This is a genomic window from Pseudomonas nitroreducens NBRC 12694 (assembly GCF_002091755.1).
GTDB lineage: Bacteria > Pseudomonadota > Gammaproteobacteria > Pseudomonadales > Pseudomonadaceae > Pseudomonas > Pseudomonas nitroreducens.
Genome location: NZ_BDAI01000010.1, coordinates 161,554 through 174,225, shown reverse-complemented (window position 1 = coordinate 174,225; position 12,672 = coordinate 161,554). Strand labels below are relative to the sequence as shown.

Annotated in this window: 12 protein-coding genes; 7 read left to right on the top strand and 5 right to left on the bottom strand. The window is 62.9% G+C overall.

The genetic code is table 11. The annotated features are described in order from the left end of the window. Positions 1-6: 6 nt before the first annotated feature. Positions 7-741 carry a proteasome-type protease gene (locus tag PNI01S_RS22140; protein ID WP_084359134.1) on the top strand — a complete coding sequence of 245 codons (735 nt, stop codon included), beginning with the start codon at positions 7-9 and terminating at the stop codon, positions 739-741. A 247-nt stretch (positions 742-988) separates the two neighbouring features. On the opposite strand, the gene PNI01S_RS22135 is transcribed toward PNI01S_RS22140, so the two are convergent. Then, positions 989-1,792, bottom strand: coding sequence for a cytochrome c (locus PNI01S_RS22135; protein WP_084359132.1), 804 nt, complete (start codon positions 1,790-1,792; stop codon positions 989-991). A gap of 688 nt (positions 1,793-2,480) precedes the next feature. On the opposite strand from PNI01S_RS22135, the gene PNI01S_RS22130 reads away from it, so the two are divergent. The 4 genes from PNI01S_RS22130 to PNI01S_RS22115 all read left to right on the top strand — a co-directional run bounded on the left by PNI01S_RS22130 (position 2,481) and on the right by PNI01S_RS22115 (position 7,750). Further along, positions 2,481-3,686 (top strand): acetyl-CoA C-acetyltransferase, encoded by a 1,206-nt coding sequence (locus tag PNI01S_RS22130; RefSeq protein ID WP_084359130.1) that lies wholly within the window; start codon positions 2,481-2,483, stop codon positions 3,684-3,686. A 161-nt stretch (positions 3,687-3,847) separates the two neighbouring features. Next, complete coding sequence (locus tag PNI01S_RS22125; protein ID WP_065084139.1) at positions 3,848-5,992, top strand: 3-hydroxyacyl-CoA dehydrogenase NAD-binding domain-containing protein; 2,145 nt, start codon at positions 3,848-3,850, stop codon at positions 5,990-5,992. Between the two features lie 246 nt (positions 5,993-6,238). Beyond that, entirely contained in the window at positions 6,239-6,793 is a 555-nt protein-coding gene (locus PNI01S_RS22120) for a cysteine hydrolase family protein (protein ID WP_084359128.1), read from the top strand. 204 nt (positions 6,794-6,997) lie between these two features. Next, positions 6,998-7,750: an amidotransferase gene (locus PNI01S_RS22115; RefSeq protein ID WP_024765457.1), complete on the top strand. Its 753-nt coding sequence runs from the start codon at positions 6,998-7,000 to the stop codon at positions 7,748-7,750. 181 nt (positions 7,751-7,931) lie between these two features. Here PNI01S_RS22115 and PNI01S_RS22110 read toward each other — a convergent pair whose 3' ends face one another. Further along, positions 7,932-8,903: a magnesium and cobalt transport protein CorA gene (locus PNI01S_RS22110; protein ID WP_017516914.1), complete on the bottom strand. Its 972-nt coding sequence runs from the start codon at positions 8,901-8,903 to the stop codon at positions 7,932-7,934. 92 nt (positions 8,904-8,995) lie between these two features. Then, positions 8,996-9,217, bottom strand: coding sequence for a hypothetical protein (locus PNI01S_RS22105; RefSeq protein WP_084359126.1), 222 nt, complete (start codon positions 9,215-9,217; stop codon positions 8,996-8,998). Positions 9,218-9,501: 284 nt separating this feature from the next. On the opposite strand from PNI01S_RS22105, the gene PNI01S_RS22100 reads away from it, so the two are divergent. After that, on the top strand, positions 9,502-10,005 hold the full coding sequence (locus tag PNI01S_RS22100; protein WP_084359124.1) for a macro domain-containing protein: 504 nt from the start codon (positions 9,502-9,504) through the stop codon (positions 10,003-10,005). Between the two features lie 106 nt (positions 10,006-10,111). Here the strand turns inward: PNI01S_RS22100 and PNI01S_RS22095 are convergent, their stop codons facing one another. Together PNI01S_RS22095 and PNI01S_RS22090 are read right to left on the bottom strand one after the other, a co-directional pair. Next, complete coding sequence (locus PNI01S_RS22095) at positions 10,112-10,303, bottom strand: hypothetical protein (RefSeq protein WP_024765460.1); 192 nt, start codon at positions 10,301-10,303, stop codon at positions 10,112-10,114. 157 nt (positions 10,304-10,460) lie between these two features. Next, complete coding sequence (locus PNI01S_RS22090) at positions 10,461-11,150, bottom strand: crotonase/enoyl-CoA hydratase family protein (protein ID WP_038803681.1); 690 nt, start codon at positions 11,148-11,150, stop codon at positions 10,461-10,463. A 237-nt stretch (positions 11,151-11,387) separates the two neighbouring features. Here PNI01S_RS22090 and PNI01S_RS22085 point away from each other — a divergent pair, with 237 nt between their 5' ends. After that, on the top strand, positions 11,388-12,662 hold the full coding sequence (locus PNI01S_RS22085) for an aq_1923 C-terminal domain (protein ID WP_024765461.1): 1,275 nt from the start codon (positions 11,388-11,390) through the stop codon (positions 12,660-12,662). Positions 12,663-12,672: the final 10 nt, after the last annotated feature.

Here is a 12,672-nt window from a genome sequence, read left to right as displayed (position 1 = left end):
AACGCCATGACCTATTGCGTCGCCATGAACCTCGCCCAGGGCCTGGTCTTCGTTTCCGATTCGCGCACCAACGCCGGCGTCGACAACATCGCCGTGTTCCGCAAGCTGCACATCTTCGGCACACCCGGCGAGCGCCTGATCGTGGTGCAGAGCGCCGGCAACCTGGCCACCTCGCAATCGGTGATCAGCACGCTGCGCCTGCGCATGGGCAGCGACGGGCCGAACCTGGGCAATGTCGAGAACCTGTTCGAGGCGGCCCGGCTGGTGGGCTCGACTCTGCGCGAGGTGGTCGATCACGATGAGAACATCGGCCAGAACCAGGGCGTCGACCTGGGTAGTTCGTTCCTGGTCGGCGGCCAGATCGGCCAGGAAGTGCCGCGTCTGTTCAACGTCTATCCGCAGGGCAACTTCATCGAGTCCTGCCGCGACACGCCTTACTTCCAGATCGGCGAAAGCAAATACGGCAAGCCGATCATCGACCGCGCCATGAGCTACGCGACACCGCTGGAACAGGCGCTGCGCTGCGCGCTGATCAGCTTCGACTCGACCATCCGCAGCAACCTCTCGGTGGGCATGCCGCTGGACCTGCTGGTGTATCGCGAAGGCAGCCTGGAGGTGCCGGCGGGGTATCGTATCCAGGAGGGCGATTCGTATTTCGAGGGCATTCGCGGGCAGTGGGGCGCCGGGCTACGTCAGTTGCTTGGCGAACTGCCGGCGCCGCCGGGGGATTACTGGCACTGACGTTTCGCTGCGGGGCGGGTTCGCGAGCAAGCTCGCTCCTACAGGGATGCATCGGTGCAGGGATGTAGGAGCGAGCTTGCTCGCGAACAGCCGCTACGCAGGCCTTGCCGATCAGCCCCAGGCGTTAACCTTCCGTCCCGCCAGACGATTCAGTAGGTAGGGCGGATAACCTGGAACAGGTTATCCGCCGATATCGATAAGGCGGATAACGCTGGCGCGTTATGCGCCCTACAAAGAGCCCCGGCTTCTAGCCGCCAACCTTCACCTTGCGCCCCGCCATGTGCTTCAGGTAAGCGACGATCTCATCCAGCTCCTTGTCGCTGATCGCATCCGTCGCAAACCCTTTCATCCGCGCTTCCGGCCAGTGCCGCAGGCTCTGCGGGTCGCGGATGTACCGCTTGAGATAGCCCGCGGCGAAGTATTCGGTCGGGTTGTGTGGGATGTTCAGGTCCGGACCGAACTGCGAATCCCCGGCACCGTTCAGGCGGTGGCAGGCCAGGCAGTTCTTCTGGAACTGGACAAAACCGTCCTGCACTGGCTTCGGTGCGCTCTTCGCCGGCAGCAGCGCCGGGAAGCGTTCGGCCAGGGGCTTCAGGTAACGGATGCTGGCAACCTGGAACGGCCACTGCTCCGGGCCTATGCCGGCGGCCTTGGGATCGCTCCACACAAGGTAGAACGGCCCGGCGGACGGCTTGCCGTCGCCGAGTTTCGGCCAGGGCCTATCGGCTTCCTCGATGGCCAGCCAGGCGCGCGAGCCTGTGTTCTCCAGCAGCGGCGCGGCTGGCAGCTCGGCGGCGAATCCATCGAGGGCCACCGCCTGCAGGTGATCACCGGGCTTCACGCCTTTGAGCAGCGCGGCCAGTGGCACCGCGCGGTAACGCATGGTGCGGTTGTAGGAAACGTCGGCGGGAATCTCGATGTCCTGCGCCTGGGGATCGGCCAGCAATTGCTCACTGGTCAGGCTGTGCTTGCCATCGGGCAGTTCGAGGGTGAGCGTCGCGGCGAAAGCGGTGGGGCAGAGCAGGAGCAGCGTCAGCAGCAGTGGGCGCATGGTCGCATCCGTGGCGGAGTGGGCCGCGGAACATTAGCAGAGGAGTGGGCGCCGCAGGAGATGGGTGGCTCCCGCGCTGCGTTGACCGTGGCGCGCGGATGGCGGCACGCGGTACGCAGCGACGGGGTAGCCGGGTGTTGGCCCTAGCCGACCAGACGACTCAGATTGGGGATGATCAGTACAACGGTGGTTGCGAAGACGATCAGGCTTGCCTGACGCCACTTTCTCGATTGTTTGTCCATGATGTCCTTCCGCCTTTCTTGTTCTTGGCACGGCCACCCACGGCCTGTTGATAGTGGCGCGCATGCCTTGGCTTCTGGTTACTCCCGCCGAGCCGGCAAAACCCGGCAACGGCACTTTTCGCATCATCTGCACGCTTTTCATTCACTGCATAACGGAGTCTAAGCCTAGTGCTGCGCGGGCTTAGACCATCTTGCAGCAAGTGATGCAGCTTCAGGCATATTCCCTCTATATGACTGGAACGTGACAACGCGGTTCAGCTTTTCGACCGCTCGTCCGTTCCCGCCGAAAACCCCTTTCCAGAGCTTTCGGCTCGATCACCTCCGATCGGTCGCTGAGCGTGGCGGTCAATTTCGCTGAGCGCTGCGGTCATTGCTCCCTGCCGATACGCCGCTAAGGTAGGCCGACACGCCACGCCTGCGTGACGACAACTCTAAGAGAGAACGCCATGACCGAAGCATTCATTTACGACGCGGTGCGTACTCCCCGCGGCAAGGGCAAGAAGGACGGCGCGCTGCACAGTGTCAAGCCGGTCAACCTGATGGCCGGCGTGCTGCGCGCACTGCAGCAGCGCAACCAGCTGGATACCGCCCAGGTCGACGACATCGTCCTGGGCTGTGTGACCCCGGTGGGCGACCAGGGCTCGGACATCGCCAAGACCGCTGCGCTGGTGGCCGACTGGGACGAGCAGGTCGCCGGCGTGCAGATCAATCGCTTCTGTGCCTCGGGTCTGGAGGCGGTCAACCTGGGCGCTATGAAGGTGCGTTCGGGCTTCGAGGACCTGGTGGTGGTCGGCGGCGTCGAATCCATGTCCCGCGTGCCCATGGGCTCCGACGGCGGCGCCTGGGCGCTGGACCCGGAAACCAACCTGCACACCAGCTTCGTGCCCCAGGGCATCGGCGCTGACCTGATCGCCACCCTGGAAGGCTTCAGCCGTGCCGACGTCGACGCTTTCGCCCTGCGCTCCCAGCAGAAGGCCGCCAAGGCCCGCGCCGAAGGACTGTTCGCCAAGTCCCTGGTGCCGGTGACCGACCAGAATGGCATCGTCCTGCTCGACCATGACGAGTTCATTCGCGGCGACTCGACCCTCGAAGGCCTCGGCGCGCTCAAGCCCAGCTTCGAGATGATGGGACAGATGGGCTTCGACGCCAGCGCGCTGCGCAAGTACAGCTTCGTCGAGCGCATCGAGCATGTACACACGCCGGGCAACAGCTCCGGCATCGTCGACGGCGCCACCGCCATGCTCATCGGCTCCGAAGCCAAGGGCCGCGAGCTGGGCCTGAAGGCCCGCGGGCGCATCGTCGCCACCGCGGTGACCAGCACCGACCCGACCATCATGCTCACCGGCCCCGCGCCGGCAACCCGCAAGGCGCTGGCCAAGGCTGGGCTCAAGGCCGAGGACATCGACCTCTATGAAGTGAACGAAGCCTTCGCCTCGGTGGTGATGAAGTTCATGAAGGACATGGGCGTGCCGGAGAGCAAGGTCAACGTCAACGGCGGCTCCATCGCCATGGGCCACCCGCTGGGCGCCACCGGCTGCATGATCCTCGGCACCCTGCTGGACGAGCTGGAGCGGCGCAACCTGCGCTACGGCCTGGCCACCCTCTGCGTGGGCGGCGGCATGGGCATAGCCACCATCATCGAACGTATTTAAGGATCGATCATGGGCAACTGCGCTCGGCCATGCCGCGTTGGAAGCTCTCCGGGAATGCTCATTGGCTACAGCCAACTCCGCTTCCCGAAGAGATTCCGCCCTGCCTGACCTTCGCTCGTGACGCCCCTGAAGCGATCCCCCAGCATGGGAAGAAAACAAAAATGACTGACGCCATCCGTTACGAGAAAGGCCAGGACAACATCGTCGTCCTGACCATGGACATGCCTGGCCAGAGCGCCAACACCATGAACGGTGTCTACCGCGAGGCCATGGCCGCCACTGTCGCGCGCCTGGAAGCCGAGAAGGACTCGATCGCCGGCGTGGTGATCACCTCCGCGAAGAAAACCTTCTTCGCCGGTGGCGATCTCAATGAACTGATCAAGGTCACCAAGGCGGACGCCAAGGCCTTCTACGAAGGCATCCTGGTGCTCAAGGGCCAGCTGCGCCGCCTGGAAACCCTCGGCAAGCCCGTAGTTGCCGCCATCAACGGCGCGGCGCTGGGCGGCGGCTGGGAAATCTGCCTGGCCTGCCACCACCGCATCGCCCTGGACGAAAGCCACGTCCAGCTCGGCCTGCCGGAAGTCACCCTGGGCCTGCTGCCCGGTGGCGGCGGGGTAGTGCGCATGGTGCGCCTGCTGGGGCTGGAGAAAGCCCTGCCGTATCTGGCCGAAGGCAAGAAAGTGCGCCCGGACCAGGCGCTCAAGGCCGGCCTGATCCATCAGTTGGCCTCCAGCCGCGACGAGATGCTGAGCAAGGCCCGCGAGTGGATCGCCGCCAACCCGGCCGCCAAGCAGCCGTGGGACAGCGCCGGCTACAAGATCCCCGGCGGCACGCCGTCCAGCCCGGCCGTGGCACAGATGCTCGCCATCGCCCCGTCCGTGCTGCGCGACAAGACCAAGGGCTGCTTCCCGGCACCGGAGAAGATCATGTGCGCTGCCGTGGAAGGCGCCCAGGTGGACTTCGATACCGCGCAGCTGATCGAGGCGCGCTACTTCACCGAGCTGACCACCGGCCAGGTGGCGAAGAACATGATCGGCACCTTCTGGTTCCAGCTCAACGAGATCAACGCCGGCAAATCCCGTCCGCAAGGCATCCCGCCGCAGCAGACGAAGAAGGTCGGCGTCGTCGGCGCCGGCATGATGGGCGCGGGCATCGCCTACGTCTCGGCCGCCGCCGGCATCGAGGTGGTGCTCAAGGACGTTTCCGTCGAAGCGGCGGAAAAGGGCAAGGCGTACTCCGCCGGCCTGCTGGACAAGAAAGTCGGCAGGGGCCAGATGACGGCCGAGAAACGCGACGCCTTCCTCGCCCGCATCAAGCCGACGGCCAGTGACGCCGATTTCGAAGGCTGCGACCTGATCATCGAAGCCGTGTTCGAGGACCGTGGCCTGAAGGCCAAGGTCAGCGCTGCTGCGGAAACCGCCGCGCTGCCGGACGCGGTGATCGCCTCCAACACCTCGACCCTGCCGATCACCGGCCTGGCCGAAGCCGTGGCGCAGCCGCAGAAATTCATCGGCCTGCACTTCTTCAGCCCGGTGGACAAGATGCCGCTGGTGGAAATCATCCGCGGCGCGAAGACCGACGACGCCACCCTGGCCCGGGCCTTCGACTACGTCCTGCAGATCAAGAAGACCCCGATCGTCGTCCATGACAGCCGCGGCTTCTTTACCTCCCGCGTGTTCGGCACCTTCACCAACGAAGGCCTGGCCATGCTCGGCGAAGGCGTGTCGGCGGCGATGATCGAGAACCAGGCGCGCCAGGCCGGCATGCCGGTAGGCCCGCTGGCGATCAGCGACGAAGTCTCCATGAGCCTGATGACCCATATCCGCGAGCAGACCCGCAAGGACCTGGAAGCCGAAGGCAAGCCATTGCCGAAGCATCCGGCCTTCGCCGTGGTGGACCTGATGGTCAACGAGTACAAGCGCCCGGGCAAAGCCGCCGGCGCCGGTTTCTACGACTATCCGGCCAACGGCAAGAAGCATCTGTGGACTGAGCTGAAACAGCGCTTCGAGAAGGCTGACGCGCAGATTTCCGCCGAGGACGTGCGCGACCGCATTCTCTTCGTGCAGGCTATCGAGACGGTGCGCTGCGTGGAGGAGGGCGTGCTGACCTCCACCGCCGACGCCAACATCGGCTCGATCTTCGGCATCGGCTTCGCGGCCTGGAGCGGCGGTGCGCTGCAGTTCATCAACCAGTACGGCCTGAAGGACTTCGTCGCCCGCGCCCAGTACCTGGCCGAGCAGTACGGCGAGCGCTTCCTGCCGCCGGCGCTGTTGCTGGAGAAAGCGGCGCGGGGCGAAAGCTTCTGAGTCGGTTCCTTCGAGAGCCCCTCACCCTAACCCTCTCGCGGAGGGAGAGGGGACCGTTCGGCGCAGGGTGAAACCGTGGCATCAGCCGGCACGATCCGCCCCCTCTCCCTCTGGGAGAGGGCTGGGGTGAGGGCAATCGACTTGCACGGACTTTCAACCGCTCTCTAAAACCGGCCCGCATGGCCGGTTTTTTCTCGTCTGCGCAGCCCATAGAATGGCGTCTTTCCGCCCATCAGGACCGCACCGATGACCGCTCCCGCCCTGTTGATCATCGATATGCAGAACGGCATGCGCACCAGCCCCGAGTCGCGCAACAACCCGCAGGCCGAACGGCGCATCGGTGAGCTACTGGCAGCCTGGCGCCAGGCTGGCTGGCCGGTGGTTCACGTGCGGCACATTTCTCGTACACCAGGCTCACCGTTCTGGCCCGGCCAGCCCGGCGCGGAATTCCAGCCGGAGCTGGCGCCGCTGAGGCACGAGCACGTGGTGGAGAAGAACGTCCCCGACGCCTTCATCAACAGCGCCCTGGAACGCTGGTTGCGCGTGCGCGGCATCGAATCGGTGGTGATCTGCGGCGTGAGTACCAACAACTCGGTGGAATCCACGGCCCGCACCGCGGGCAACCTGGGCTTCTCTACGCAGCTGGCGGCGGATGCCTGTTTCGCCTTCGACAAGCGCGATTTCAACGGCGTGCTGCACAGCGCAGAGGAGGTCCACGCCATGTCCCTGGCCAACCTGCAAGGCGAATACGCGCAGGTAGTGGACGCGAACTCGGTTCTGCGCGAGCGGTCATTGGACTGAATCCTTGCCAACCGGCCGTCACCCTTGTGCGCCGGTGCAATTGAAGGAAGTCGGTTTTTCCGGTATTTCCCCTGAAATTCCTGCACAAGAATCGGCTTCGGCATCTTGTGCGGTGAAAAAATAGGGCGTAATTTTCACGCGCGTTTCATCAGTGTCAGGATAACCACTCTTATCAGCCGCCAACCCCCCAGGAATCACCCCTGCATGTCGTTGCACATCTGCATTCTGGAAACCGACATCCTCCGCCCCGAACTCATCGATCAGTACAAGGGCTATGGCTGGATGTTCCAGCAACTGTTCGCCAAGCAACCCGTTCCGGCCGAGTTCAAGGTCTACAACGTGGTGGAAGGGCATTACCCGCCCGATGATGAGAAGTTCGATGCGTACCTGGTGACTGGCAGCAAGGCGGACTCCTTCGGCACTGATCCCTGGATCCAGACCCTCAAGGACTACGTACTCAAGCTCTACCAGCGCGGCGACAAGCTGCTGGGCGTGTGCTTTGGCCACCAGTTGCTGGCGCTGGTGCTGGGCGGCAAGACCGAGCGTGCCAGCCAGGGCTGGGGCGTGGGTATCCACGACTACCGCATCGAGGAGCAGCCGGAGTGGATGAGCCCGTCGCTGGGTGATGGCCTGACCCTGCTGGTCAGCCACCAGGACCAGGTCACCGAGCTACCCCACGGCGCGCGCCGCATCGCTTCCAGCGATTTCTGCCCGAATGCTGCCTACGCCATCGGTGATCAGGTGCTGTGCTTCCAGGGCCACCCGGAGTTCCAGAGCGACTATTCCCAGGCGATCCTGGAACTGCGCAAGCACATCTTCAGCGAGCCGGTGTTCCAGTCCGGTATCGATAGCCTTGCGCGCCCGCACCAGGGGACGGCGGTGGGTGAGTGGATGATGCGCTTCGTCCAGCAGGGCAGCGACGAGAAGAAAAGAGCCGAGAAGAAAAGCGCGGCCTGATTTCTGCCGTGCTGACTGAAAACGCCGCTCAGATGAGCGGCGTTTTCGTTTGTGCAGATGTCAGGCTGAACAGTTTTTGTAGGATGGGTGGAGCGCAGCGACACCCATGCAGGCCGATGCGTGTATCGCTGCGTTCCACGCCATCTTACGTTCCGCGTCGCCGAATGGCCGCCGATGGTCTCTATAGCCAATCCGCCTGCTTGAAGCTGATGTATAGCCCGACGCAGCCCAGCGCCAGCAGCCCCATGATCAGGAAGTAGCCGTAGTGCCAATGCAGTTCCGGGATGTATTCGAAGTTCATCCCGTAGATACCGGCCACGGCGGTGGGGAAGGCGAGGATGGCCGCCCAGGCAGCGAATTTGCGCTGCACCACGCTCTGCCGTGAAGACTCCAGCGCCAGCCCGACTTCGATGGTCTGGCTGGCGACATCGCGCAAGGTAGTGAGGTCTTCCAGCAGGCGGTTCACGTGGATCGCCACGTCGCGGAAGTAGGGCCGCATCTGCTTGTCGATGAAGGGGAAGTCCAGGCGCTGCAGTTCCTGGCAGATTTCCACCATGGGCGCGGCGTAGTGCTTGAGCTTGAGTACCTCGCGGCGCAGGCCGTAGATTTTCTCGATCTGCTCCTGGGTCAGTGACTTGCGCAGTACTTGTTGCTCCACTTCCTCGATCTCCTCGCGTATGGCCTCCACCACCGGTTCGTAGTTGCTCATCACGAAATCCAGCAGGGCGTAGAGCACGAAGTCGGTGCCATGGGCCAGCAGCAGCGGCCGGGCTTCGCAGCGTTGCCTGACCTGGGCATAGGACTGGGAGAAACCATGGCGTGCACTGATGATGTAGCCGATGCCGGCAAACAGGTGGGTTTCGACGAACATCAGCCGGCTATCGGCGCGGATCGGCGAATAGATGACGATGAACAGCGCATCGCCGAAGGTTTCCAGCTTCGGCCGGCTGTGCTTTTCCAGGGCGTCGGAGACAGCCAGTTCGTGGAGATTGAACTGCCGTTGCAGGTTGAACATTTCTTCCGGCGTTGGCTCCTGCAGGCCGGTCCAGACGAAGTGATCGGGCTGGCAAGCCCAGCGATAGCCGTCCTCAAGCGGGATGTCGGAAACCTTGCGGCCCTTGCTGTAGACGGCGGAAGCGATGACTCGGCCCATGCTGAAACCCACGCTGCTATCGGATCGGTCGGGAATCGTTCTGCAGGATTTGAGTGTTGGCCAGCCTGGCGAGACGCGCCAGTGACGTGCAGTCAGGAGTGGGGAGTGAGGGCGGCATGGATACCTTGCAGCGCGACGGGCACCGCCTGGTTGAATCGCTCGAAGAGCCCGTTGCGGTCGACATTGTCCACTGGAGCACGGCGGGCGCCGTCGAAGCCGGCAGTGAGCGCCGTGACCACCAGGATCACGATGGTGTAGAGCCCCAGGGCAGCGAGGGCGCCGTTGCGGGCATAGCGGTGGGCTTGGCGGTTCATGCTGGCGACTCGGGTTCCGGGATGGGATGGCCCAGTGTCGCTTTGGTTATTTCGATTGAATAACGATGATGGTTGGTTCCCGGTATCAGGCGAATTGATAGATGGCGGTGCAACGGCCAGGCGCAAGGCTGCGGGTGGCGGGACCTCGTCGGATGTTTCCGGGACTCTGGCGGTCTTCATGGCTGCTTGACCCTCGTCAAGGAGGGGGAGGCTACCGGGCGTAGCTTGGATATCAGGTGGTGGCGCGAAGCTGCCACGGACACCCCGGACGCAAGGAACTCCCCATGATTCGATACGTTGAAGGCGACATTCTGCTGAGCAAGGCCCAGGTCATCGCGCACGGCATTGCGCCGCAGGACCATTTTGACAGCGGCCTGGCGCTGGACTTGCGCGAGCGCTGGCCGTCGATGGTTCGCGACTACCGTCATGCGTCGCACTCGAATGCGCCCAAACCGGGTGCGATCTGGATCTGGTCGGGCGTGGACGCCGATGGCTCCACCCGCTGCATCGTCAACCTGCTCACCCAGGGCATGCAGGGCGAGGGGCGCGGCGCAAAGCCAGCCGGAGCGACACTGGAGAATGTCAGCCATTGCCTGAAGGATTTGGCCAAATACCTGCAGAGCGAGCGCATCGAAAGCGTGGCTCTGCCCTGTCTGGCAACAGGGGTTGGCGGGTTGGAGTGGAAGGAAGTCAAGCCGCTGGTGGAGCGTTACCTGGGAGACCTGGCCGCCACTGTGTGGGTCTACGAGACCTACCGCCGGGGAGTCGAGGCCGCCGAAAGGCCCTGAGGCTGCGTCATCGACTCTGAAAAGCCCGGCTTCAGGCCGGGCTTTCGGCTTCGGGCTCGACTGCATGACGTCACCTGCTGCAGGCGGCTGGAGGGGCGTAAAGGTCTTAGCCCTGCTTGGCAGCGGCTTCGACATTCACCTTGCTGGCAGACTGCTCGGACTGTTGCTGCTGGATGGCGGCCTGGGTCATGTGAACCATGCGGTCCTGCATCAGCGGGGACTCTTCGGCGAAGCTGGCTTGAGCGGCAAAGGCAGTAGCGGCGGCCAGAACGCTGGCGGCGATGATGTTAAGTTTCATGATGAACACCTCCGGTTGGTTTTGCTTGGGTTCATCTATAGATTAATGCGTAATAATTTTTGAAAAATAGCAAACAGGATTAATCAGTGTTGCTTTTTGGGTAATAATTTGGGCATGAAAAAGCCCGGCACAGGCCGGGCTTTGCGTTCTCAGGCGATCAGGCCAGGTGGTTCTTGTCCAGCTCGATGGACTTGTCGAGGGTTTCCAGCAACTGCTTGCGCACCTTCAGCTTGGTATTGCGGTGGGCAGTCATGTTCAGCTTCTTCAGGTGCTGTGCGGCTTCCAGGGCGGCGGCCTGGAGCTGTTCTGCCGGCACCACCTTGTCGAGGAAGCCGGCATCCACGGCGTCACGCGGGTTGAACATCTCGGCATTCACCACCGAGCGGGTGAAGGCGGAGCGGCGCAGGCGATCACGGGCCAGCTCAATGCCGACGTGGTGCATGGTCATGCCGATGGCCACTTCGTTCAGGCCGATCTGGAACGGACCATCGACGCCGATGCGGTAGTCCGCCGAGAGCAGAATGAACGCGCCTTTCGCTACTGCGTGGCCGGTGCAGGCGACGATGATGGGGAAAGGGTGGGAAAGCATGCGGCGCGCCAGGGTCGAACCGGCAGCGACCAGATTCACGGCGTTTTCAGGCCCGGAGGTCATCACCTTGAGGTCATAGCCGCCGGAGAGGATGCCGGGCTGGCCGGTGACGATGACGATGGCGCGGTCCTTCTCCGCCTGGTCCAGGGCCTGGTTGAAGGCTTCGATGACCGCGGGAGAGATGGCGTTCACCTTGCCGTTGTTCAGGGTCAGGGTGGCGATGCCGTCTTCGAATTGGTAGCTGATCAGCTCACTCATGGCAGAGAGTCCTGGGTTGGAGTCCGTGGGTTGAAGTGGGCCAGAACATACTGACGCGGACCTGGAGCGTAAAGCGTTTTGACTGACTGGTGGGTCATCCAGCGGCCACTAAATTCGGGCGATATCTGTGCGCTGTGCACGCAAATTCTCGCAGCTCTCATAGAGAGGTCGAGGGTGTGCTGTTAAGCTGCCACTATCCCTGCGCCCCGCTCTCGCACAATCCAGGATGTGCCTTCCATGTCGAAGATTCTCAAGTGGTCCCTCTTTGCCGTCGTCGCGATCGCCCTGATCATCAAGGCGTCGCTCTGGCTCTCTGTGCGCAGTGTGGTGAACGACGCAATCGCTCGTGTTTCGCCATTCATGGAGATCACCTACGGTGGCATTTCCTCGTCCTTCGACGGTCGGGTGGGGCTGCAGAATGTGGTGATCAGGGTGCCAATGGCCGGTGACAGCCTGAAGGTTTCCCATGCACAGTTGAAGTTCAATGGCCTGCGCGAACTGCTCAGCTTCAAGGAGCGCCTGGGCGAGGGCAAGCTGCCGGAGCAGATGGCGGTGGACCTGAAGGGCGTTGAACTGCAGATTCATGGCCCGTTCATGCAGTCGCTGTACGCCCAGCCGGCGGAGAAGAGCGCCTTCACCGCCATGAGCGAAGTGGCCTGCGGCAACGTACGCAACATCGGTGTCGATGAGTTGCTGCAGATGGGTTACCGCACCCTCGAATCGGACATCGAGTTCTCCTACCGCCTGCAGCCGGGCGCGCAGACCCTGACCTTCGACCTGCGTAGCGACACCCGCGACATGCTGGACATGCACACCAGCATGACGCTGATGAACGTCTCCGAGCGCCCGGGCGATATGCGTGTGAACCCTCCGCGGGTGTCTCAGGTCGTCGTCGAGATGAATGACAACCAGTACCAGCGCCGAGTCAGCGAATTCTGCCGGGGCAAGCTGGGCGTGGACCAGAAGGCGTATACCGCGCTTTCGCTGGAACAGTTCGACAAGGCGCTGCGCCAACAGCGTATCGCCCTGGACAAGCCGGTGCTCGAGGCTTACGGCCGTTACCTGGAAGACCCGCGCTCGCTGCGCGTTGAGCTGACCCCCAGTGAGGGTATGGCCTGGGACGGCCTGCAATTTTTCGAGCCCAAGGATGTGATTCAGATGCTGCATCCGGTCGTCTTAGTAAACCAGCAGTCGGTTACACCGCTGGGATTCGCCTGGGTCGACCCGCTGAAGAAAAAAATCACGCCGGAAAGCCAATATCAAATGGTTTCGGCCCAAGAAACGGTTGAGTCGCAGGCCAGAACGCAGCAATATGAGTTCGTTAGCGTTGAAAGCCTTGTCCAGTACACCGGCAAGCGCCTGCAGTTCATCACGTTCGATGGTGCCTATTACCAGGGTGTGCTGCACAAGGTGGAGAACGGTCGAGCCTATATCACGGTCCTGATGGGGACCGGCTCGGCAGAAATGTTCCTCCGCCTGAACAAGATCAATCAGGTGCGGGTCATGTTGTGAGGCCCCCGGA

Excerpts from the sequence above, each read along its gene's own strand:
- PNI01S_RS22100 (WP_084359124.1), top strand. The coding sequence starts at position 9,502 with ATGATTCGATACGTTGAAGGCGACATTCTGCTGAGCAAGGCCCAGGTC.
- PNI01S_RS22130 (WP_084359130.1), top strand. The coding sequence starts at position 2,481 with ATGACCGAAGCATTCATTTACGACGCGGTGCGTACTCCCCGCGGCAAG.
- PNI01S_RS22140 (WP_084359134.1), top strand. The coding sequence starts at position 7 with ATGACCTATTGCGTCGCCATGAACCTCGCCCAGGGCCTGGTCTTCGTT.
- PNI01S_RS22115 (WP_024765457.1), top strand. The coding sequence starts at position 6,998 with ATGTCGTTGCACATCTGCATTCTGGAAACCGACATCCTCCGCCCCGAA.
- PNI01S_RS22125 (WP_065084139.1), top strand. The coding sequence starts at position 3,848 with ATGACTGACGCCATCCGTTACGAGAAAGGCCAGGACAACATCGTCGTC.
- PNI01S_RS22095 (WP_024765460.1), bottom strand. The coding sequence starts at position 10,303 with ATGAAACTTAACATCATCGCCGCCAGCGTTCTGGCCGCCGCTACTGCC.
- PNI01S_RS22110 (WP_017516914.1), bottom strand. The coding sequence starts at position 8,903 with ATGGGCCGAGTCATCGCTTCCGCCGTCTACAGCAAGGGCCGCAAGGTT.
- PNI01S_RS22120 (WP_084359128.1), top strand. The coding sequence starts at position 6,239 with ATGACCGCTCCCGCCCTGTTGATCATCGATATGCAGAACGGCATGCGC.
- PNI01S_RS22090 (WP_038803681.1), bottom strand. The coding sequence starts at position 11,150 with ATGAGTGAGCTGATCAGCTACCAATTCGAAGACGGCATCGCCACCCTG.
- PNI01S_RS22135 (WP_084359132.1), bottom strand. The coding sequence starts at position 1,792 with ATGCGCCCACTGCTGCTGACGCTGCTCCTGCTCTGCCCCACCGCTTTC.
- PNI01S_RS22085 (WP_024765461.1), top strand. The coding sequence starts at position 11,388 with ATGTCGAAGATTCTCAAGTGGTCCCTCTTTGCCGTCGTCGCGATCGCC.
- PNI01S_RS22105 (WP_084359126.1), bottom strand. The coding sequence starts at position 9,217 with ATGAACCGCCAAGCCCACCGCTATGCCCGCAACGGCGCCCTCGCTGCC.